The sequence below is a fragment of the Pseudomonas sp. LS-2 genome, from assembly GCF_003605735.1.
Lineage (GTDB): Bacteria > Pseudomonadota > Gammaproteobacteria > Pseudomonadales > Pseudomonadaceae > Aquipseudomonas.
The window spans coordinates 90,231-111,908 of record NZ_QXTJ01000033.1; the positions used below are offsets into that span (position 1 = coordinate 90,231).

The window sequence follows — 21,678 nt, forward strand, 5'->3', positions numbered from 1 at the left end:
GTCATGTGTGTGACAAAACGATGTTGCGACAGCCGAACTCTGTAGGGGTTATTTCAGCAACGCTTCGATATCGGACTTGAGCTCTTCGGGTTTGGTGAGCGGCGCATAGCGTTTGACCAGCGTGCCATCCTTGCCGATGAGGAACTTAGTGAAGTTCCACTTGATGCCCTCGGAGCCCAGTAGCCCTGGCGCGCGTTTCTTTAATTGCACGAACAGCGGATGGGCATCGCTGCCGTTGACATCGATCTTCTTGAACAGCGGAAAACTCACCCCGTAGTTCAGCTCGCAGAATTCGGAAATCGCGCCTTCATTGCCCGGTTCCTGCTTGCCGAACTGATTGCACGGGAATCCAAGGACCACCAGACCGCGGTCCTTGTAGCTCTGCCACAGCTGTTCGAGGCCTTTGTACTGAGGCGTGAACCCGCACTTGCTTGCGGTGTTCACCACCAGCACCGCCTTGCCCGCGTAATCAGCGAGGGTTTTCTGCTCGCCTGTGATGGTCTGCACCGGGATGTTCAGCAAACTGTCGCTCATGGCGATGCCTCGAAAAAGGGTCAAGCGAGCAAATTAGCGCCCCATTGGTTGGCGCGCCATCAAATTATCCGCCGTGATACCGCCGCATACATCCAGCGTCAGCCCGTCAGGCCTCGCGGGGCACCAGATCCAGGCAGACCGAGTTGATGCAATAACGCAGCCCCGTCGGCGGCGGACCGTCCGGAAACACATGGCCCAGGTGAGCATCGCATTTGGAGCAGACCACTTCGGTACGAATCATGCCGTGGCTCACATCGCGCACCTCCACCACCGCACTGCCCTCAATCGGCGCGTAGAAACTCGGCCAGCCGCAACCTGAGTCGAATTTGGTAGTGGAGTCGAACAGCGCTTCGTTGCAGCACACACAGTGGTAGACGCCATCCGTCTTGGTGCTGTTGTACTTGCCAGTGAAAGGACGCTCGGTGGCTTTCAGACGGCAAACGTTGTACTGCTCCGGATCAAGCATCTGCTTCCATTCTTCGAGGGTTTTTTCCAGCTTTTCCACGGGTACACCTCCACAACTGAAAAAGCCCGATCTGTGTCTTTTCCACGGATCGGGTGGCACGTATGATTGCGCCTTCGTTAGACGCCAGTCTGTCACCGGCCTTCCAGGCATACAAACCCATTTTGATGGCGTTGTGCTCAGCGGCTCGCCTTTTCAGGACCTACACGTCATGCAGCGGACCGTCCATTTTCGGGATCAATCACCATGCAGTTCAGCAAATCGAACAAGCTCGCCAACGTCTGCTACGACATTCGCGGGCCAGTGCTCAAGCACGCCAAGCGCCTGGAAGAGGAAGGCCATCGCATCCTCAAGCTGAACATCGGCAACCCGGCGCCGTTTGGTTTCGAGGCGCCGGACGAAATCCTGCAGGACGTGATCCGCAATCTGCCGACCGCTCAAGGCTACAGCGACTCCAAAGGCCTGTTCAGCGCTCGCAAGGCGGTGATGCAGTATTACCAGCAGAAGCAGGTCGAAGGTGTCGGTATCGAGGACATCTACCTGGGTAACGGCGTTTCCGAGCTGATCGTGATGTCGATGCAGGCGCTGCTCAACAACGGCGACGAAGTGCTGGTCCCGGCGCCGGATTACCCTCTATGGACCGCTGCCGTGGCGCTGTCCGGTGGCAACCCGGTGCATTACCTGTGTGACGAGCAGGCCAACTGGTGGCCGGATCTGGACGATATCAAGGCCAAGATCACGCCGAACACCAAGGCGATGGTGATCATCAACCCGAACAACCCGACCGGCGCTGTCTACTCCAGGGAAGTGCTGCTGGGCATGCTGGAGATCGCTCGCCAGCACAACCTGGTGGTGTTCTCTGACGAAATCTACGACAAGATCCTGTATGACGACGCCGTGCACATCTGCACCGCTTCGCTGGCGCCGGACCTGCTGTGCCTGACGTTCAACGGCCTGTCCAAGTCGTACCGCGTGGCGGGCTTCCGTTCGGGCTGGATCGCCATCTCCGGCCCGAAACACAACGCCCAGAGCTACATCGAAGGCATCGACATCCTCGCCAACATGCGTCTGTGCGCCAACGTGCCAAGTCAGCACGCGATCCAGACCGCGCTGGGTGGCTACCAGAGCATCAACGACCTGATCCTGCCGCCAGGGCGCCTGCTGGAACAGCGCAACCGCACCTGGGAATTGCTCAACGACATTCCGGGCGTCAGTTGCGTGAAGCCGATGGGCGCATTGTACGCATTCCCGCGGATCGACCCGAAAATCTGCCCGATCCACAATGACGAGAAGTTCGCGCTGGATCTGCTGCTCTCGGAAAAGCTGCTGATCGTGCAGGGCACAGCGTTCAACTGGCCCTGGCCGGATCACTTCCGCGTGGTGACGCTGCCACGGGTGGACGATCTGGAGCAGGCGATCGGGCGTATCGGGAATTTCCTGAAGACTTATAAGCAGTAATCCTGCTTCCTGTAGGAGCGCGCTTGCCCGCGATAGCGGTTTGTCTGTGAAGTATTGATCGCCTGACACAGCGCAATCGCAGGCAAGCGCGCTCCTACAATCCATGTCGTCACCGTCGCTCGCGCAACAATCGCTCTACCCCCGCCCTTTCGCCAATGGTCCATAATTGCCTTGGCGACGCGAAAAGACACAGTTTGAAATAGTCGCCCGGTTGAATACCCACCGACATCACCTTATATACCCCGCAACACGTTACACATTCTTCACGAGGAGAAATTCCAGATCATGATGCGCATCTTGCTGTTTTTGGCCACTAACCTTGCGGTCGTGCTGATTGCCAGCATTACCCTGAGCCTTTTTGGCTTCAATGGGTTCATGGCGGCCAACGGGGTTGATCTCAACCTCAATCAGCTGCTGATCTTCTGCGCCGTCTTTGGTTTCGCCGGCTCGCTGTTCTCGCTGTTCATCTCCAAATGGATGGCGAAGATGAGCACCGGGACCCAAATCATCACCCAACCCCGCACCCGTCACGAACAGTGGCTGCTGCAGACCGTGGAACAACTGTCTCGGGACGCTGGCATCAAGATGCCCGAGGTCGGGATCTTCCCGGCATACGAGGCCAACGCCTTCGCCACCGGCTGGAACAAGAACGACGCGCTGGTCGCGGTCAGCCAGGGCTTGCTGGAGCGCTTTTCACCCGATGAGGTAAAAGCGGTTCTGGCTCACGAAATCGGCCACGTCTCCAACGGCGACATGGTCACGCTGGCGCTGGTTCAGGGCGTGGTGAACACCTTTGTCATGTTCTTTGCCCGGATCATCGGCAACTTCGTCGACAAGGTGATCTTCAAGAATGAGGAAGGCCGGGGCATCGCGTTCTACATCGCGACCATCGTCGCGGAGCTCGTGCTGGGCTTTCTGGCCAGCGCGATCGTCATGTGGTTCTCGCGCAAACGTGAATACCGTGCCGACGACGCCGGTGCTCGCCTGGCCGGTACCGGCGCCATGATCAGCGCCTTGCAGCGCTTGCGTTCGGAACAGGGCGTTCCGGTGCAGATGCCGGACAGCCTCACCGCGTTCGGTATCAACGGTGGCCTGAAGCACGGTCTGGCGGGCTTGTTCATGAGCCACCCGGCACTGGAAGACCGCATCGAGGCTTTGCGCCGCCGCGGTTGATCTGGCAGCACTAATCAAGAAGGGCGACTGAGTCGCCCTTTTTTTTCGATTGGATTAACGCCGAAACATCCGATATGCCGNGGCTCTTGTGCAACACGTCCTCATCGACAATCAGCTTCACGCGCCACTCAGGTGAAAACAGTTGCATGACCTCCTCCTCAGGCACCGAAAATGGCGGCCCGGCGATTTCCGACTGTTCGTAATCCAGTGAAATCAGTAGCCCCCGGCAGTCGGCCGGGAGGATTCGGTTGAGGCACTCGACATAACGCCAGCGCATCTCGGCCGGCAATGCGATCAGCGCCGCGCGGTCGTAAAGAGCTGAGCAATTGCCGATGTCCCTGGCTTTGAGCGCGAAGAAGTCGCCACACCAGATCTCGCACGCCTCAACGCTGTAGACCTTGAACTGACCCCGCACTTCGACCCTGGGCTCCATGCCTCCCTCGCTAAAGAAGTCTTGGACGGCTTTTTCCGACAGCTCGACGCCGACCACATGCAAGCCCTGCTGGATGAGCCAGCGCATGTCAATGGTTTTGCCGCAAAGTGGCACCAGCACTCTCTCGCCTGGCTTGAGGTTCAGCTCAGGCCAGAACTTCTGCAGGTAGGGATTCACTTCTGACTGATTAAAGCCAATCTGATTGATCGCCCAGCGCTCATGCCAAAACTGCGGCTCCATAATTGCTCCTGATAATTCGATCAAACGGCACTAAAACTTATATTAGATTTAGATCAATGATCTGCTTGATCATGCTGCTCATCTTATACGCTCAGGACACTCGATATGTTCCCAAGCCTGTTCATTTCTCACGGCTCCCCCATGCTCGCGCTGGAACCCGGCGAGAGCGGTCCGGCGTTGAAGCGTCTGGCCGCCGAACTGCCTCGACCCAAGGCGATCGTCATCGTCTCTGCACACTGGGAAAGCAACGAACTGTTGGTCAACGGTAACCCGCAACCGGAAACCTGGCATGACTTCGGAGGCTTTCCCGCCGCGCTCTTCGCGGTGCAGTACCCGGCGCCCGGACTTCCGGAAATGACGGCACACGTCATGGAGCTATTGGTTGCCGCCAGTCTCCCCGCGCGAATTGACAGCCGTCGTCCGTTCGATCATGGGGTCTGGGTGCCGCTGTCGCTGATGTATCCACAAGCCGATATCCCGATTGTGCAGGTCTCGCTGCCTTCACGCATGGGCCCCGCCATGCAGACCCGCGTCGGTCAGGCGTTAAGCCGCCTGCGTGAGGAAGACGTGCTGGTGATCGGCTCCGGCAGCATCACCCACAATCTGCGCGAACTGGACTGGCACGCAGGCCCTGAAAGCGTGGAGCCTTGGGCATTGGCGTTCCGGGACTGGATGGTTGAAAAGCTGGCGGCGAACGATGAAGAAGCGCTGCACGACTACCGCCGTCAGGCACCGAACGCCGTGCGTAACCACCCCTCCGACGAGCATTTGCTACCGTTGTACTTCGCCCGCGGTGCCGGAGGTGAATTCAGCATCGCCCACCAGGGTTTCACCATGGGCGCGCTGGGGATGGATATTTACAGGTTTGGTTGAAGGCGCGAGATTCGCGTAATGACGCATTAACCCTGCGCCAACTCTCATCTGGATCGGCGCTACCTCTCATATCCGACTCATTGACTGGATCTGTAGCAGCACGGCTTGCCGGCGGTAACGAATTCAGCAACGCCTCCGCCGGCAAGCCGGACTGCTACAGGATCTGCGCCACCCCATTAAACCCAAGGCAAAAAAAATCCCCGAACCAGTCGGGGATTTTTTTGTTCAGACGATCAGCTCAACGCCAATCAGTCTTCGCGATAGCGACGCAGCTTCAACTGCTTGCCGGCAACGCGGGTGTCTTTCAGCTTGGCCAGCAGGCGCTCGAGACCATCTTCTGGCAGCTCGACGAGGCTGAAGCTGTCACGCACCTGAATGCGACCGATCGCTTCACGAGCCAGACCACCTTCGTTGAGGATGGCGCCCAGCAGGTTCTTGGCAGCGATACCGTCACGCGCGCCCAGCGCGGTACGGCAACGGGCACGGCCTTCAGCCAATGGCATCGGAGCACGACGCTCGCGGTCACCACGATCAGGACGATCACCCGACGAACGATCTGGACGATCGCCACGCGGCGCACTGTTCGGAACCAGTGGACGCTCCTTCTCGATGGCAGCCAGCGTCAGGGCCTGACCGTTGGTAGCCTTGCGCAGCAGAGCAGCAGCCAGTGCACGTGGAGTGCAACCGATGTCGGCAGTCAGACGGTCCAGCAGATCGCCGTGGCTGGCTTCAGCATCGGCAACCAGTGGCGCCAGGCTGTTGGTCAGTTTCTTGATGCGGGCATCGAGAACGGCTTGCGAGTCCGGCAGGCGAACTTCAGCGACCTTCTGACCGGTCACACGCTCGATCACTTGCAGCATGCGGCGCTCACGTGGAGTGACCAGCAGCAGCGCACGACCTTCGCGACCGGCGCGGCCGGTACGACCGATACGGTGAACGTAGGACTCTGGGTCGTACGGCATATCAACGTTGAACACGTGAGTGATGCGCGGAACGTCCAGACCACGGGCAGCGACGTCGGTGGCGACAACGATGTCCAGACGGCCGTCTTTGAGCGAGTCGATGACGCGCTCACGCTGGTTCTGGGCGATGTCGCCGTTCAGCGCAGCGGCCTTGTAGCCTTTGGCTTCCAGAGCGCTTGCCAGGTCCAGGGTGGCCTGTTTGGTACGTACGAACATGATCAGGGCGTCGAAGTCTTCGACTTCCAGCAGGCTCAGAACGGCAGAGGTCTTCTGGTCAGCGTGAACCAACAGGTGAGCCTGTTCGATCGCGGTAACGGTCTGAGTCTTGGTCTGGATCTTCACGTGCTGCGGATCACGCAGGTGACGTTCGGCAATGGCACGGATCGACTGCGGCAGGGTGGCCGAGAACAATACGGTCTGACGGGTTGCAGGCATGGCCTTGAAGATGACTTCCAGGTCATCCATGAAGCCCAGCTTGAGCATTTCGTCAGCTTCGTCGAGAACCAGGTGGTTCACGGTCGCCAGGACTTTCTCGTCGCGACGCAGGTGGTCGCACAGACGGCCCGGGGTCGCCACAACGATTTGTGCGCCATTACGGATGGCTTTCAGCTGTGGGCCCATCGGTGCACCGCCGTAGACGGCCACAACGGTGACGCCAGGCATTTGCTTGGAGTAGGTTTCGAAAGCGGTTGCTACTTGCAGCGCCAACTCACGGGTTGGCGCCAGGATCAGGGCTTGCGGCTCGCGCTTGGCAGGATCGATGCGATGCAGGATAGGCAGGGCGAACGCGGCGGTTTTGCCGGTACCGGTCTGCGCCTGGCCAATCATGTCGTGGCCGGCCATGATGATCGGGATCGATTGCTGCTGAATAGCCGAAGGCTCTTCGTAGCCGGTAGCGATAATGGCTGCGAGAATATTCGGATTGAGATTAAAAGCGGCGAAGCCGCCGGTTTCCTGGGTCATGGGTCTGCCTCTGAGTGCATCCGCAAAGACCCATGCTTCAAAGCTGCGCGTGCCGTGTAAGACCCTAGAGTCACCCTGGCTGCTTTGTCGGCGGGGATTTGCGAAAACGTATTGATGAATGGATCGTCAAGGATAGTTCGTAACCGAACCGGTTTGAGAAGAAGGCTTCACAAACCCATACCGTGACGAGGGCCCTATGAAAGGCCGGCGCGCACTATACCGGAATTGCCAAAGTAAGTGAGGATTTTTTTCAGCGCGACAACGCCTTGCGTCCAACTGTCACAGGCTTTGCGCAAACCTGTGTCAGTGTCTATTTTTCTAAAGCCCGGTAGTACTGGCGGCGGGGGCTTAAACGATTCACCTCATCAGTCAGGCAGCCCACCCTCCACTCCTCCTCAGCACGCAGGAATATCGACATGACCTCTTCGATCACAGGCCACGTCAGCCGGGAACAGCGCGGCCCCATCATGCTCATCGGGCTGGATCGCGTGGCCAAGCGCAACGCCTTCGACATGGAAATGCTCAACCAGCTCAGCCTGGCCTATGGCGAGTTCGAGCGCAACGACCAGGCCAGGGTCGCCGTGGTGTTCGCCCATGGCGAGCATTTCACGGGAGGACTGGACCTGGCCGAAACCGGTTCGACACTGGTCAACGGCTGGCAACTTCCGCAAGGCGGCTACGATCCGTGGGGCGTTTTCGCAGGCCCCAGGGTCAGCAAACCTGTCATCGTCGCAGCGCAGGGCTACTGCCTGACGCTGGGTATCGAGCTGATGCTCGCCGCCGACATCAATCTGTGCGCCAGCAACGCGCGCTTTTCGCAGATCGAAGTGCAGCGAGGTCTGTTCGCCTTCGGCGGCGCGACACTGCGCATGCATCAGATCGCCGGATGGGGCAATGCCATGCGCTGGCTGCTGACCGGCGACGAGTTCGACGCTCATGAAGCACTGCGCATGGGGCTGGTGCAGGAAGTCATGGCCCATGAAGATCTGCTGCCGAACGCGTTGCACCTGGCCGGACGCATCGCCGATCGCGCCCCGCTCGGGGTCAGGGCTACGCTGGCTTCGGCGCGTCAGGCGGTGCGTGATGGTGAGGAGGTTGCCGCAGGACAACTCGCCGCGCAGGTGCGGCAGGTGATGTCCAGCGACGATGCCAAAGAGGGGCTGCTGGCGTTGATCGAACGCAGGCCGGGGCATTTTACCGGTCATTGAGAATGACGGGCGTTGATCAGGCTCAGGTCGCCGACCGTACAGTCTTGATCAGGGACAGCAGCGAGTAGCCCAACTGCGGCGCCAGCGCTTCGGCGCGCGCAGTCAGGGCGTCCATGTCCAGCGTCTGGTCAAGATCGTAAGGCACGATCAAAATCACGTTGCCTTCCTTGACCGGCAATTCCCAGTAATGACGATGATAGAGCCCGCGCAACAAGGCCGCGCCGAGCGGTTTGCCGTCGTCCGAGGCCCACTGGTTGATGATCAGCCAGCCGCCGGGGTTCAGGCGTTGCTGGCATTTTTCCAGAAAGCCCCAGGCCAGGTGCCCCACCGCCGGGCCAGTGTCAGTGTAGAGGTCGACGAAGATCAGGTCGGCGTTTTCCGCAGTCGGGAGTAACTCCAGCGCGTCGCCGATTCGGATATACAGCCGTGGATCGTCTTCCAGCCCCATGTATTCCATCGCCAGGCGCGGTACGTCCGGGCGCAGTTCGATGGCTTCGACGTCGTCGAGCGGCAGAAACTTCAGACAGGCCTGCGTCAGCGTCCCCGCGCCAAGCCCCATGAACAACGCGCTTTCCGGTGCTTCATGACACAGCGCGCCGATCAGCATGGCACGGGTGTAGTCGTATTCCAGCCACGCGGGATCGGCCGTGAACGTGCAGCTCTGCTCGATGGCGTCGCCGAACTCCAGGAAGCGGTAATCCTCCACTTCCAGCACGCGGATCATGCCGAAATCATCGTGGACTTCAGCCAGCACGCGCTCTACACGCTCCTCGGTCATCGTTGCTCTCTTGCCAATAGTTATCTGGGGCGCTTGGTCTGGACGACAGCGATGGCGAAAACGCTACCGCCGACTGGCCGGACTGCGACAGAGACTGAGTCATCAGCCTTCGCAAGCGCGGATTGTCGGCCAAGCAGCCCCGGGAGGTCACGCAAATTATCGGGACGAACTGCTAACATGGCCGTCCGATCGCTTTGATTTCGAGTAGAAGATGAGCCAACCCTGGAGCCCCGACAGCTGGCGGACCCTGCCTATCCAGCAACAACCCCAGTATCCCGATGCCGCCCATGTGCTGCGTGTCGAGCAGACGCTGGCCAGTTATCCACCGCTGGTCTTCGCGGGTGAAGCGCGGGAGTTGCGCCGTCAGTTCGCCGAGGTCACCGAGGGTCGCGCCTTCCTGTTGCAGGGAGGCGATTGCGCTGAAAGCTTTTTCGAGTTCTCCGCCGCGAAAATCCGGGACACCTTCAAGGTGCTCCTGCAAATGGCCATCGTCATGACTTTCGCCGCGGGCTGCCCGGTGGTCAAGGTCGGGCGCATGGCCGGTCAGTTCGCCAAACCGCGCTCTTCGAATGATGAAACCATCGAAGGTGTGACCTTGCCGGCCTACCGCGGCGATATCGTCAACGGCATCGGCTTCGACGAGAAGAGCCGCGTACCGGACCCCGACCGTCTGCTGCAGGCCTATCACCAGTCCACCGCAACCCTGAACCTGCTGCGCGCCTTCGCTCAGGGCGGTTTTGCCGATCTGCATCAGGTGCATCAGTGGAACCTGGATTTCATTGCCAATTCGGCGCTGTCGGACAAGTACAGCCAGCTGGCCAACCGCATCGACGAAACCCTGGCCTTCATGCGCGCCTGCGGCATGGACACTTCGCCTCAACTGCGAGAGACGAGTTTCTTCACCGCCCACGAAGCGCTGCTGTTGAATTACGAAGAGGCGTTCGTGCGTCGCGACAGCCTGACCAACGACTTCTACGATTGCTCGGCGCACATGCTGTGGATCGGCGACCGCACGCGCCAGCTGGACGGCGCGCATGTCGAGTTTCTGCGCGGGGTGAACAACCCGATTGGGGTCAAAGTTGGACCGAGCATGAACACTGACGACCTGATTCGCCTGATCGACATCCTCAACCCCGACAACGACCCCGGACGCCTGAACCTGATCGCGCGGATGGGGGCCAACAAGGTCGGCGATCATCTGCCAGGGTTGATCCGTGCCGTGGAGCGCGAAGGCAAGAACGTGCTGTGGAGTTCGGACCCGATGCATGGCAACACCATCAAGGCCAGCAGCGGCTACAAGACCCGGGACTTCGCGCAGATTCTTGGCGAGGTGAAGCAGTTCTTCCAAGTGCATCAGGCAGAAGGCACGTACGCGGGCGGTATTCACATCGAGATGACCGGACAGAACGTCACCGAATGCATCGGCGGCGCACGTCCGATTACCGAAGACGGCCTGTCAGACCGTTACCACACTCACTGTGATCCACGGATGAACGCCGATCAGTCCCTGGAACTGGCGTTTTTGATTGCCGAGACGTTGAAGGAGGTTCGGCGGTAAATCCCCCGGCGTTGTGGGAGCGCGCTTGCCGGCGATGGCGGTGGGTCTGTCACGAAGCGGTTGATTGACCCAGCGCCATCGCGGGCAAGCGCGCTCCTACAGGTTACCCTTTAGAGGTGCAGTAACCGCTGACGGGTAAAAGCTGCTCGCAATCGCGCCGCACTGGCGCGTTTGCAATTGATCTGGACCTCCGGCAATCCCAACCAGTCCGCCAGCTGTCGCAGATTCGCCGCCAACGCGTGCATCCCCTCCTCGTCAAGCCCCGGCTCTTCCTCGTGCACGGCATGCACCGCCAGTCTTCCCGCTGCCCGTTCGGCCCGCAGGTCGATGCGCGCCGCGATGCGTTCGTGGTGGAGAAACGGCAACACGTAGTAGCCGTAGACCCGCTTGTGCGCCGGGGTGTAGATCTCCAGGCGGTAATGGAAATCGAAGAGCCTTTCGGTGCGCGCCCGCTCCCAGATCAGTGAATCGAAGGGCGATAGCAGCGCGCTGGCAGTGACCTTGCGCGGCGCTTTGAATCCGGGCAGGGCATACGCCGGTTGTTTCCAGCCTTGTACGCGAACCGCCTCGATTGCGCCCTCCTCGAGCAACTCGGCGATGCCCGCCCTGGCCGGTGCCGGGTCCTGGCGAAAATAGTCGCGGATGTCTTTTTCAGTGCCCACGCCCAACGCCTTCACCGCCTGCAACAGCAAACCCCGCTGTGCGTCCGACTCGGTCAGTTCGGGATGATGGATGATCGACGAAGGTAAAACGCGCTCAGGCAAATCATACAGCCGCTCAAAGCCTCGACGACCAGCGACCGTGACTTCACCTGCCGCGAACAACCATTCCAACGCATGCTTTTCGGCGCTCCAGTCCCACCACGGACCAGCCCTCTCCTGGCGGGTGCTGAGACTTCCCGCACCTAATGCGCCCTGATCGCGAACCGCTTGCAGCACACGGGCGATGGTCGGTTGTTGCTCGCGTCCGAATCGGGACAACTGCTGATAGATCCCCTCACCTTGCGCCGCCCGGTGCATGCGCCAGCGCATGAGCGGATAAAGCTCGACCGGCAAAAGCGAGGCTTCGTGGCCCCAGTATTCGAAGAGTTTGCGCTGTCGGCCCTGACTCCAGGCCGCCTGGTCCAGCAGCTTTTGCGGGTAGTTGCCCAGCCGCGAATAAAGCGGCAGGTAATGGGAACGCACCAAGGCGTTGACCGAGTCGATCTGTAGCACACCGAGGCGCTCGATCAGTTGTGTGACATGGCTGGCCTTGAAAGCGGCAGGCGGCTGGCGGCCATTGAAACCCTGGGCCGCCAACGCCAGACGACGGGCTTGTTTGATGGACAGCTGTTGCTGATTCGGCAGTTCTGCAGGCATTCAGGACCTCCTGATCGATTCGCAAAACTACCTGATCCCGTCCTGGGTTGCACATCACCTGTAGCGCCACGGCTTGCCGGCGGTGGCGTTCTCATGATCGCGACCGCCGGCAAGCCGTGCTGCTACCTGGATCGAGTCGTTCATCACTGCGTTACCGACTCGCTCATCAATGCTTCATGGGATCGTCCCAGAACGGACGTTCGGCTTCCTGGTAGACATCTGCGCGACTCAAGCCGACATCCTTAAGGGCATCATCGCTCAAGCTGGCCAGCTCAATACGCTCGCGATGCAGTTTGCGCCAGCGGGCGATCTGCGCGGTGGCTGCGTGCCAGGCACGTTCTACAGCCGAATCATGGGACAGGGTTTTCAGAACCAGTACATAACCTTTTTGACCTTTCATTTTCTCGCCCTCCGAGTGGGGATAGCCAGATCATCCCTCCAGGCTTAAGATCAATCCAACAAATGTTTATGATGCACTGCATCTGGGAGATTGATGTAATGGCCACCTATCCGAGCATCGACAGCGAACTGCTGCGCACCTTCGTCGCCATTGCCGATCAGGGCGGGTTCACCAAGGCTGGCGAGGTGGTCAATCGCACGCAGTCTGCGGTCAGCATGCAGATGAAACGGCTGGAAGATGACGTGGTGCAGCGGCCGTTATTCCAGAAAGACGGTCGGGTGCTGAACCTGACTGCTGAAGGCCAGGTGTTGCTGGGTTATGCCCGGCGGATCCTCAAGTTGCACAGCGAGGTGTTCAACACCCTGCGCGAGCCGCACATGGTCGGGACGGTGAAGATCGGTACGCCGGACGATTACGTGATGCGCTTTCTGCCGGGAATCCTCTCCCGCTTCGCCCAGGCGTACCCGCTGATTCAGGTCGAAGTGCACTGCGAGTCATCGGCGCAGTTGCTGCAACGCCAGGATCTGGACCTGAGTATCGTCACCCGCGAGCCGGGCAAGGAAATCGGACAGATTCTGCGTCAGGAGCGGTTCGTCTGGGCTGAAGCCGCAGGTTTCTGCCCCCATGAGCAAACGCCGATGCCGCTGGCGATGTTCAACAGTGACTGCTTCTGCAGGCTTTGGGCGACTCATGCGCTGGATGCGACAGGCCGTGGATACCGCGTGGCGTATACCAGCGCGAGCCTGTCGGCGATCATGGCGGTGGTGAGCGCGGGACTGGCGGTGACGGCCCAGTTGCAAAGCCTGATCACCTCGGATCTGCGGGTGTTGGGGGAAGAGCAAGGATTGCCGCAGTTGCCGTCGGCGAGCATCGTGCTGCTGCGCAACCCCAACAATCCTTCGCCGATCACTGAATGCCTGGCCGATCACATCGCCGAAGGCTTCAGGCTTTAGGCTCAGTCAGACTCTGAAGCACAGCATGATGGCGCAGATCACCAGAAACACGCAGAACAGCGAGCGCAGCAAACGCTCCGGCAGGCTGTGAGCCAGTGCTACGCCCCAACTGATGCTGGCCAGCCCCCCGATGGCCAACGGAATGCCCATCAGCCAGTCCACATGACCGTGCAGCGCATAAGTGGTCAGGGTGATCGTGGTGCTCGGTGCTGCCAGCGCCAATGCCAGACCTTGAGCGGCGACCTGTGTCGCGCCGAAGAAGCCGGTCAGAATCGGCGTGGCGATCACACCGCCACCGACGCCGAACAACCCCGCCGTGACACCCGACCCCAGCCCCAGCACCCAGAGCCATTTTCCATGACGCAGTTCGGCGCCCGCGTTACCCTTGCGCCAGTACATCTGGATCAGGTTGAACAGCGTCAGCACGATCAGAAAGGCAACGAAGCCGATGCGCATGCTCTGTGGATCGATCCGCACAGCCCATAACGAGGTCAGCCACGAAACCGTGAAGCTCGGCACGATCAACATCATCGCGTTGCGCACGGAAATCCGGTTACGCTGGTTGTAGCGCCAGAGCGCCAGCAGCACGTTGGGCAGCACCATCAGCAGCGCAGTGCCTTGGGCCAGTTGCTGATCCAGCCCGAACAACACGCCCAACGCCGGAATGGTCACCAGACCGCCACCAATTCCGAACAGGCCGCCGAGCGTGCCCATCGCGGCGCCCAGAAACAGATACATCATTACATCGACAATCACACTCGGTCCTCTACATGATCCTGCGCGCATCCTACGCAGTCAGCGGGGCCTGGGAAATCCACAGTTACAGTTAACCGTCAACGAAGCGTGATCAGCCGGTCCACGCATCGTGTTTCTTCGAGAGTGAAGCGTCTACGCCCTCTGGTGATAGAAAACGGCTGCACCACCCATTACCTAAATTATCTGGCGCATTAAAGATCGCGGCACTAAATTAGCGCTCACCACCGATCATTCGAGGACATTTCAATGAACGCCGACGATAGCTCGACTCTGGCTGGCGCTGGCAGTTGTGAAAACCTTCTGCTGGATAACCAGCTGTGTTTTGCCCTGTACTCCACATCGCTGATGATGACCAAGGTGTACAAGCCACTGCTTCAGGAATTGAATCTCACCTATCCGCAGTACCTGGCAATGCTGGTGTTGTGGGAACGCGATGGCCTTACCGTAGGAGAAGTCAGCACGCGTTTGCTGACCGACCCAGGGTCACTGACTCCCCTGCTCAAGCGCCTGGAGGCGGAAGGCTTGATCAGCCGCACGCGCAGCAAGGAAGACGAGCGCGTGGTGCTGCTGACCCTGACCGAACAGGGCAAGGCGCTGCACAAGAAGGCCCAAAGCATTCCGCAATGCATCCTCGCTGCCAGCGGGATCAGCGTGGAGCAGCTCAAGGCATTGCAACACGACCTGCTGGGCCTGCGCGGGAACCTGCACGACAACATCTGAGCCCCACCGCTTCCATCGTTTACTTCATAGGCCAGCCATTCGTGCTGGCCTTTTTGTTTCCGCTGCGATGAGCACAATCCGGCTGGCCCTGGGGTGATTCGCCCGTACCCATACGGCTTGCCAGCGGTGGCTATTTGGAAGGCACCGCTGGCAAACCGAACTGCTCCGGATTGAGATAACCCGTAAGAACCTGTGCTTTTCATATTTTTATTTTTCATATAAATCAAATGGTTAAACAGGTAACTGGCCGCTTTGCAAAAAGATTTTTAGATTTCTCAAAAATTTACCTTGCGCGCTAAACATTAGCGAAGTACATTTCATCTCACTTGCTTAGCGCACAAACTTTTAGCGCTAATCACAAACGGCTCAAGCCAACATCATCAAGTGAGGACATATCATGCAAGCACTCTATACCGCAGTCGCAACCGCAACCGGTGGCCGTGATGGCCGTGCTGTTTCCAGCGACAAGATCCTGGACGTGAAACTGGCGACCCCGAAAGAACTGGGCGGCGCTGGCGGTGAAGCCACCAACCCCGAGCAACTGTTCGCGGCCGGTTACTCGGCTTGCTTCATCGGCGCACTGAAATTCGTCGCTGGTCAGAGCAAGCGCAGCATCCCGGCCGACGCCTCGATCACTGCACATGTCGGCATCGGCCAGATCCCTGGCGGTTTCGGTCTGGACATCGACCTGAACATCAACTTGCCAGGTCTGGAACAGGCCGATGCTCAAGCGCTGGTCGATGCGGCCCACCAGGTCTGCCCTTACTCCAACGCCACTCGCGGCAACGTTGACGTACGTCTGCACGTCACCGTCTGATCCACCCGACCACGAAGGAGATGAACATGAACACGTTCGGCAAGATTCTGGCTGGCTCCCTCCTCGCGCTGTCGATCGGCAACGCTTTCGCGGCGACCGACACCGGCGTTGAGCACAACACCCAGGCGTTCCTCGATGCGCTCAACGCCGGTGGTGGCAAGCCCATCGAGCAGCTTTCGCCCAAGGATGCCCGCGCCGTTCTGACCGGCGCACAGGCGGGGGTCAAACTAACCCTGCCCAAGGCCGACGTGAGCCAGAAGACCATTTCGGTCGACGGCCAGAACATCAGCCTGACCATCGTGCGTCCGGCGGGCGTCAAAGGCACCTTGCCAGTGTTCATGTACTTCCACGGCGGCGGCTGGGTATTGGGCGACTACCCGACCCACGAACGTCTGGTTCGGGACCTGGTGGAGGGTTCGGGTGCGGTGGCAGTGTTCGTCAACTACACACCTTCACCTGAAGCGCACTACCCGACGGCGATCAACCAGGCCTACGCCGCTACCAAATGGGTGGCGGAGCACGGCAAGGAAATCAACGTCGATGGCAAGCGTCTGGCGGTTGCGGGGAACAGTGTCGGCGGCAACATGGCGGCAGTCGTCAGCCTGATGGCCAAAGACAAAGGCACCCCGGCAATCAAATACCAGGTGCTGCTGTGGCCGGTGACCGACGCCAACTTCGATACCGGCTCTTACGAGCAGTTCGCCGAGGGGCACTTCCTGACCCGCAACATGATGAAGTGGTTCTGGGACAACTACACCACCGATCCGAAGCAACGCGCAGAGATCTATGCCTCACCGCTGCGCGCCACAGTGGATCAGTTGAAGGGTCTGCCACCTGCGCTGGTGCAGACCGCCGGTGCCGACGTGTTGCGTGACGAAGGCGAAGCCTACGCTCGCAAGCTGGACCAAGCCGGTGTGCCGGTGACGGCAGTGCGCTACAACGGCATGATCCACGACTACGGGTTGCTCAACGTAGTCAGCCAGGTGCCGGAAGTTCGCTCTGCGATGTTGCAGGCTTCTCAGGAGTTGAAGGTTCATCTGAAGTAAGAGGAAGCACGTCGGATGGATATTCAGCGATTCATCTGACGCCATCGCGGGCAAGCGCGCTCCTACAAGGTATCGAGTCGTCTGTAGGAGCGCGCTTGCCCGCGATGGCATCACTGGGTTCGACAAGCAATCCTGCGAGTGGAGACATGCGAGATGAACTGGTAACCGAACAAACCCATCGCTCACAAAAAAGCCCGACTCATTGGTCGGGCTTTTTCGTATCCAGCGTTACAAGAGCGATGCTTATTTAGCACGGCCTTTGTAAGAACCGCCTTCACGGGTGTCGATCTCGATCTTGTCACCGATTTCGATGAAGTCGGCAACTTGCAGCTCGGTACCGTTGGCCAGCTTGGCAGGCTTCATGACCTTGCCCGAAGTGTCGCCGCGAGCGGAACCTTCGGTGTAGTCAACGACGCGCACGATGGTGGTCGGCAGCTCTACGGAAACCAGACGGCCTTCGAAGAATACGGCTTCGCAGACGTCAGTCATGCCTTCTTCGATGAATGGCAGAACGGCTTCGATGTCTTCGGCGTTCAGTTCGTACATGGTGTAGTCAGTGGTGTCCATGAACGTGTAGGAATCACCGCTGATGAAAGACAGGGTGGCTTCTTTACGGTCCAGGATCACGTCTTCCAGCTTGTCGTCGGCGCTGTAGACGGTTTCAGTCTTGTAGCCGGTCAGCAGGTTCTTCAGCTTGGTCTTCATGATCGCGCTGTTACGACCCGACTTGGTGAATTCAGCTTTCTGAACCAGCCAAGGATCGTTATCAATCTTGATCACGGTGCCGGGTTTAAGCTCTTTACCAGTTTTCATTGCGAGTATCCGAATTTGGATTGAAGTACTTTCTAAGCCCTGTACGAAAAGCCACTTTTCGTACAGGGCTTAATACAAGGCCGCGTATCATATCCAATTTCGGTAAAACTGTACCAGCGCAGTCGTCAGATCGTCCTGCAAGGCCTGTTCCAGACACCACCGCTCGGCATGGGCGGCCAGCTCGCCGCGGTACGTTTCCAGGGTTTTCCAGCTTTGTGCCATGTCCTGGCCCGCATTCCAGTTGCGCCAGACTTCGGTCAGCGCCGCCCCCGCCTCAACCGACAACTCTTTCAGATACAGCTCGAGGAAAGCATCCAGCTTGGCCCAGTGCGCGTCGTCGTCCTGCTCGTAGATGTGCCAGATAAGCGGCTTGCCCGCCCACTGTGCGCGGACGAAAGAGTCTTCGCCGCGCACCACGTTGAAATCGCAGCACCACAGCAACCGGTCGTAATCTTCCTGGCGCACGAAGGGCAGGACCTGGACGGTCAGATTGTCGCGCACCTGCACGGCGCCAGCTTCGAGCCCTTCGACGCCCAGCCAGCGTTGCACATCGCCGATGACACGGCCCTCCGGAACCAGCAGGTGGGTGGGCCGAGAATCCGCGGCCAGACAATCCAGCCACGAACCAAGACCGGCATGCTCATACGCGAACAGCGAGATCAGCCGCGCATGTCCTTGAGAAGCGCCTGCCTGTGGATAAATCCCCAGATCGGCCAGAAACGCCTGTTGGGCGGCCGGATTCAGCTCAAAGGCGTGCCGACGCTCGATCAGACCTGTTTCGCGCAGCAGTCCGCCGGTGGTGGTTCTGAAACCGGGAAAGAAGAAGAACTTTTGTATGCCGCTCGATTGCAGCGACGGCAAGCCGTGGCACCCGGTGACCCATTCCTCGGCGCTGAGGTATTCCAGGTTCAGCCATAACGGACGCGGATTGCGCGCCTTCATGGCTTCTATATAAGCGGCGGGCAGATGGCAGGCGAATGCCTCGATGACCACATCGGCGGGCTCGGCGGCCTGCCAGTCCTTCGCCCAGAAACACACGTTCACACCGTCATGCCACTGCTGCTCGGCGGTCGCGTCGGCGCCGGGGCACAGGCGCGCAAACGCCGCCAGATCATCGACCCACAGGCGCACGTGCATCCCATGTTCGGCGACCAACTGTCGGGCCAGACGAAACGTCACGCCAACATCGCCAAAGTTATCCACAACGGTACAGAAAATATCCCAAGAGGCTTTCATCCGGGCTCCCTGAGGATGTTCAAAAAAGCGGATTGTCCGTCATAACGACGCACAACCTCCAGTCCCGGTCGTGCGACAATCGCGGCCAACGTCATACAAACAAGGAGTCTGCTATGTACGTCAACCATCGCCAATTGTCCGTCACGCTCCAACCACTGAAGCTCATTGTGTCCATTGCTGCCGGAATCTGGTTGGGTTTTCTGGCCGTCGTGCTCACCGGTTGGCTGATCTACAAAGCCTTGCCTGCCGAGCAGAGCCAGGCGTTAAGCAACGCAGCAGCCCAGTTGACGCCTGCTCCTGCGGCCAAAGCGAAGCCTGAAAGTGACAATCCGATGTTCGAGCAATACCAACGCAACCTTGGCGACAGCGAGGCCCGCCAGGCCCAGCAAGCCGAACAGGCCGATCGTCAGCGCGACTTCAACGGTCCGAAATGCCAGTTCTGGATACAACAGAACCAGACCGCGCCGAGCCCGAAAAGTCAGGCCGCCGTTTATCAGTTCTGCGGTTGACCCATTCCACGAGATAAACAGCATTCATGAACAAGCAACAGGTCCTGCAACGGATCATCGAAAAACTCGAAGTCGATCTGGACGTCGCGGTTCGTGCCGCGCAAACCGCCTACGAAACCGCGACCCACGAAGAGAACATCGCCGAGAACAAGTACGACACGCTGGGCCTGGAGGCATCCTATCTGGCAGCCGGTCAAGCGCGTCGGGTCGAAGAGATTCGCCAGTCGCTGGCGTTGTATCAGAGCCTGGTGCTCAAGGCTTTCGATGAGGTCCGTGGCATTCAGTCAGGCGATCTGATCGTTCTGGAGTCAGCCAGCGGCGCGCAGCAGCACCTGTTTCTGGGGCCGGATGCGGCGGGCCTGAAAATCAGCGTCGGTGACATATCGATCACTGTGATCACTGGCAAAGCGCCGCTGGGGCAGAATCTGCTGGGCAAGTTCGATGGCGATGAGGTGGACATCAGCGTCAACGGCAGCCGGCAATCGTTCGAGATCACGCGCGTACTGTGATCCGTTGATCATTTGCAGGGTTGAAGGGTCTGACTTTTTGTGGGTAAGGTGCGCAGTCGCACGACAAACGGTGAACCCGGAAGACGGAGCCGGGCACACGGATTTAACCAAGGAGATATTTCATGACGAACGTCATCACTTTCCCTGACGCCCATGAACGTGATCGCCTCAAGTCCAGTGACCACCAAGGGTTGAGATACCTGAACAAGAAAGAGCGACAACTGATCGACCGCCTGCGCATGACCAGCCATGCAGGCCGCCAGTATGTGTACGACTACGCCAACATCATGTCGCGGTCCAAGCCTCTTTATCCCGAGCCTGTGGATTGACCATCTACTCATGTAGACGATTTGCGCATGTGGATGATTTGCGCACGTAGATGATTGCGCATGTAGACGATTTGCTCATGTAGCAGCACGGCTTGCCGGCGGTGGCGTCCGTGAGATCCACACCGCCGGCAAGCCGTGCTGCTACAGACAGGTCATGAAGCGTTCAGCCCAGGTTCAGTACTAACCCTCAGGACAGGGGCCTATAGTGGGCAAATGTTTATTGCCTTCAGGTACCTGTCATGCCGGTTGCACCGCCCGAATCCATCACGCCTGACACCCCTCCTTCAGCCCAGCCCGAGAAAGTCGACCACCTGCGTTTTCATAAAGGCCATGCGCACCTGGCTCCGACCTTCGGCAACGACGCCTTTGCCTTGAAGGCCGAAGCGTTCGCGCGGTTTTTCGGCACACCCACGTTCCTCGGGGCGCAAACCCTGATCGTGCTGTTGTGGGTCGGCGCCAACCTGACGGGGCTGGTGAAGTTCGACGTCTATCCGTTCATCCTGCTCAATCTGGCATTCAGTCTGCAATCGGCCTACGCCGCGCCTCTGATCCTGCTGGCCCAGACCCGTCAGGCCGCCCGTGACAAGGCCAGTTCCGATGCCGACGCACAACATCGCGAAGCGCTCGCCGTCGCCAACGAAGAACGGATGTCACGCGCAGCCCAGAACACCGCGCAGATGCTCGAACTACTGGAACAGAACACGCGACTGACAGAAATGACCAAGGTGCTGACCGAACGCGTTGAAGCATTGACCGCAGACATGCACAAACATTTTGTGAAGAAGGATGGGCATGTCTGAGGCAATCGCAATGAGATTCTGCCTCTGCGGCCAGGCTTGATCTGACCTACCGAACAATTTGGGCACTGTCTGGACATTTATGGTATTGCGGTCGTCATGGAAGGGCGGGATTATGACCGTAATTTTCCGACACACCGTCGGACCTCTCCCGGAGCGACTGCCCCATGCAAAGCACCTCACGCGAAGAAACCCTGGCTCTCTGGCAAGCTCAGGAACAAGAAATGCGCGCTCGACTGGGCAAGGCTGGCAGCATGAATCTGATGGACGTCGCGCAGCTGACGCCGCAGGCGTTTTTCGACGGTATAGGTAATGGCCTCTATCCACACCCACCGATTGGCGAATTGATGGATTTCGTCCCCATTGAGTGGACGCCCGGACGCTTCATCTTTCAAGGCACACCCGGCCCACAGCATTACAACCCGCTGGGGACGGTGCACGGCGGCTACGCCGCAACGCTGCTGGACTCATGCATGGGTTGCTCGATTCATACCCAACTGCAAAAAGGCCAGGGCTACACCACCCTTGATCTGCGCATCAGTTACATCCGCGCCCTGAGCAACAAGACCGGCCCGATTCGCGCCGAGGGCACGGTGGTGCATGTCGGGCGCTCCACGGCATTGGCCGAGGGCAGGATCTACGACGCCGATGGCCGTCTTTACGCGACGGGAACCACGACCTGCATGATTCTGGACATGAATCGCTGATTTGAGAGCATATGACGCACCGCTTCGCGAGCAAGCCCACGCCTACAGAGGCGCGCAATTATCTGTAGGCGTGAGCTTGCTCGCG

General features: G+C 59.3%; 23 protein-coding genes and 1 pseudogene. 14 read left to right on the plus strand and 10 right to left on the minus strand.

The genetic code is table 11. From position 1 onward, the window contains the following. Positions 1–48: 48 nt before the first annotated feature. Both D3M70_RS18640 and msrB read right to left on the minus strand, forming a co-directional pair. Positions 49–534: a glutathione peroxidase gene (locus tag D3M70_RS18640; protein ID WP_120127167.1), complete on the minus strand. Its 486-nt coding sequence runs from the start codon at positions 532–534 to the stop codon at positions 49–51. A gap of 106 nt (positions 535–640) precedes the next feature. Next, the gene (gene msrB, locus D3M70_RS18645) at positions 641–1,039 is read right to left on the minus strand and encodes a peptide-methionine (R)-S-oxide reductase MsrB (protein WP_120127168.1); all 399 of its coding nucleotides are present in this window, start codon (positions 1,037–1,039) and stop codon (positions 641–643) included. Positions 1,040–1,243: 204 nt separating this feature from the next. On the opposite strand from msrB, the gene D3M70_RS18650 reads away from it, so the two are divergent. Next, positions 1,244–2,455: a pyridoxal phosphate-dependent aminotransferase gene (locus D3M70_RS18650; protein ID WP_120127169.1), complete on the plus strand. Its 1,212-nt coding sequence runs from the start codon at positions 1,244–1,246 to the stop codon at positions 2,453–2,455. Positions 2,456–2,740: 285 nt separating this feature from the next. Further along, positions 2,741–3,628 (plus strand): protease HtpX, encoded by an 888-nt coding sequence (htpX, locus tag D3M70_RS18655; RefSeq protein ID WP_120127170.1) that lies wholly within the window; start codon positions 2,741–2,743, stop codon positions 3,626–3,628. 81 nt (positions 3,629–3,709) lie between these two features. Here htpX and D3M70_RS34260 read toward each other — a convergent pair. Further along, positions 3,710–4,301, minus strand: a pseudogene (locus D3M70_RS34260) (thiopurine S-methyltransferase); the annotation flags it as partial. Between the two features lie 105 nt (positions 4,302–4,406). Between D3M70_RS34260 and D3M70_RS18665 the strand changes: the two are divergent. Further along, complete coding sequence (locus D3M70_RS18665) at positions 4,407–5,174, plus strand: class III extradiol ring-cleavage dioxygenase (protein WP_120127172.1); 768 nt, start codon at positions 4,407–4,409, stop codon at positions 5,172–5,174. A gap of 248 nt (positions 5,175–5,422) precedes the next feature. Here the strand turns inward: D3M70_RS18665 and D3M70_RS18670 are convergent, their stop codons facing one another. After that, positions 5,423–7,099 carry a DEAD/DEAH box helicase gene (locus tag D3M70_RS18670; protein ID WP_120127173.1) on the minus strand — a complete coding sequence of 559 codons (1,677 nt, stop codon included), beginning with the start codon at positions 7,097–7,099 and terminating at the stop codon, positions 5,423–5,425. 416 nt (positions 7,100–7,515) lie between these two features. On the opposite strand from D3M70_RS18670, the gene D3M70_RS18675 reads away from it, so the two are divergent. Continuing rightward, a complete protein-coding gene (locus D3M70_RS18675) occupies positions 7,516–8,307 on the plus strand; it encodes a crotonase/enoyl-CoA hydratase family protein (protein WP_120127174.1) in 792 nt (263 codons plus the stop codon). A 22-nt stretch (positions 8,308–8,329) separates the two neighbouring features. On the opposite strand, the gene D3M70_RS18680 is transcribed toward D3M70_RS18675, so the two are convergent. After that, on the minus strand, positions 8,330–9,085 hold the full coding sequence (locus D3M70_RS18680) for a spermidine synthase (protein WP_120127175.1): 756 nt from the start codon (positions 9,083–9,085) through the stop codon (positions 8,330–8,332). 211 nt (positions 9,086–9,296) lie between these two features. On the opposite strand from D3M70_RS18680, the gene D3M70_RS18685 reads away from it, so the two are divergent. Then, a complete protein-coding gene (locus D3M70_RS18685; protein ID WP_120127176.1) occupies positions 9,297–10,643 on the plus strand; it encodes a class II 3-deoxy-7-phosphoheptulonate synthase in 1,347 nt (448 codons plus the stop codon). 110 nt (positions 10,644–10,753) lie between these two features. Here D3M70_RS18685 and D3M70_RS18690 read toward each other — a convergent pair whose 3' ends face one another. Continuing rightward, on the minus strand, positions 10,754–12,001 hold the full coding sequence (locus tag D3M70_RS18690) for a winged helix-turn-helix domain-containing protein (RefSeq protein WP_120127177.1): 1,248 nt from the start codon (positions 11,999–12,001) through the stop codon (positions 10,754–10,756). Between the two features lie 166 nt (positions 12,002–12,167). Beyond that, positions 12,168–12,401, minus strand: coding sequence for a DUF1127 domain-containing protein (locus D3M70_RS18695; protein ID WP_120127178.1), 234 nt, complete (start codon positions 12,399–12,401; stop codon positions 12,168–12,170). Positions 12,402–12,499: 98 nt separating this feature from the next. Between D3M70_RS18695 and D3M70_RS18700 the strand changes: the two genes are divergently transcribed. Beyond that, positions 12,500–13,354 carry a LysR substrate-binding domain-containing protein gene (locus D3M70_RS18700; RefSeq protein WP_218568434.1) on the plus strand — a complete coding sequence of 285 codons (855 nt, stop codon included), beginning with the start codon at positions 12,500–12,502 and terminating at the stop codon, positions 13,352–13,354. A gap of 6 nt (positions 13,355–13,360) precedes the next feature. Here D3M70_RS18700 and D3M70_RS18705 read toward each other — a convergent pair whose 3' ends face one another. Further along, entirely contained in the window at positions 13,361–14,092 is a 732-nt protein-coding gene (locus D3M70_RS18705; protein WP_120127382.1) for a sulfite exporter TauE/SafE family protein, read from the minus strand. A 264-nt stretch (positions 14,093–14,356) separates the two neighbouring features. Here D3M70_RS18705 and D3M70_RS18710 point away from each other — a divergent pair, with 264 nt between their 5' ends. From D3M70_RS18710 to D3M70_RS18720, 3 genes are all read left to right on the plus strand, one after another. Beyond that, positions 14,357–14,830 (plus strand): MarR family winged helix-turn-helix transcriptional regulator, encoded by a 474-nt coding sequence (locus D3M70_RS18710; RefSeq protein WP_120127180.1) that lies wholly within the window; start codon positions 14,357–14,359, stop codon positions 14,828–14,830. Between the two features lie 397 nt (positions 14,831–15,227). Then, a complete protein-coding gene (locus tag D3M70_RS18715; RefSeq protein ID WP_062380296.1) occupies positions 15,228–15,647 on the plus strand; it encodes an organic hydroperoxide resistance protein in 420 nt (139 codons plus the stop codon). Positions 15,648–15,673: 26 nt separating this feature from the next. Next, positions 15,674–16,693 carry an alpha/beta hydrolase gene (locus tag D3M70_RS18720; RefSeq protein ID WP_120127181.1) on the plus strand — a complete coding sequence of 340 codons (1,020 nt, stop codon included), beginning with the start codon at positions 15,674–15,676 and terminating at the stop codon, positions 16,691–16,693. Between the two features lie 243 nt (positions 16,694–16,936). On the opposite strand, the gene efp is transcribed toward D3M70_RS18720, so the two are convergent. Both efp and earP read right to left on the minus strand, forming a co-directional pair. Further along, positions 16,937–17,506, minus strand: coding sequence for an elongation factor P (gene efp / locus D3M70_RS18725; protein ID WP_120127182.1), 570 nt, complete (start codon positions 17,504–17,506; stop codon positions 16,937–16,939). Between the two features lie 87 nt (positions 17,507–17,593). Next, the gene (earP, locus tag D3M70_RS18730; protein WP_120127183.1) at positions 17,594–18,742 is read right to left on the minus strand and encodes an elongation factor P maturation arginine rhamnosyltransferase EarP; all 1,149 of its coding nucleotides are present in this window, start codon (positions 18,740–18,742) and stop codon (positions 17,594–17,596) included. A gap of 113 nt (positions 18,743–18,855) precedes the next feature. On the opposite strand from earP, the gene D3M70_RS18735 reads away from it, so the two are divergent. The 5 genes from D3M70_RS18735 (at position 18,856) to D3M70_RS18755 (ending at position 21,593) form a co-directional block, all read left to right on the plus strand. Continuing rightward, entirely contained in the window at positions 18,856–19,251 is a 396-nt protein-coding gene (locus tag D3M70_RS18735; RefSeq protein WP_120127184.1) for a hypothetical protein, read from the plus strand. A 26-nt stretch (positions 19,252–19,277) separates the two neighbouring features. Further along, the gene (locus D3M70_RS18740; protein ID WP_120127185.1) at positions 19,278–19,760 is read left to right on the plus strand and encodes a transcription elongation factor GreAB; all 483 of its coding nucleotides are present in this window, start codon (positions 19,278–19,280) and stop codon (positions 19,758–19,760) included. A gap of 122 nt (positions 19,761–19,882) precedes the next feature. Continuing rightward, positions 19,883–20,089: a hypothetical protein gene (locus tag D3M70_RS18745; RefSeq protein ID WP_120127186.1), complete on the plus strand. Its 207-nt coding sequence runs from the start codon at positions 19,883–19,885 to the stop codon at positions 20,087–20,089. 239 nt (positions 20,090–20,328) lie between these two features. After that, positions 20,329–20,889, plus strand: a complete 561-nt coding sequence (locus tag D3M70_RS18750) for a DUF1003 domain-containing protein (protein WP_120127187.1) — start codon at positions 20,329–20,331, stop codon at positions 20,887–20,889. Positions 20,890–21,053: 164 nt separating this feature from the next. Continuing rightward, on the plus strand, positions 21,054–21,593 hold the full coding sequence (locus tag D3M70_RS18755) for a PaaI family thioesterase (RefSeq protein ID WP_120127188.1): 540 nt from the start codon (positions 21,054–21,056) through the stop codon (positions 21,591–21,593). Positions 21,594–21,678: the final 85 nt, after the last annotated feature.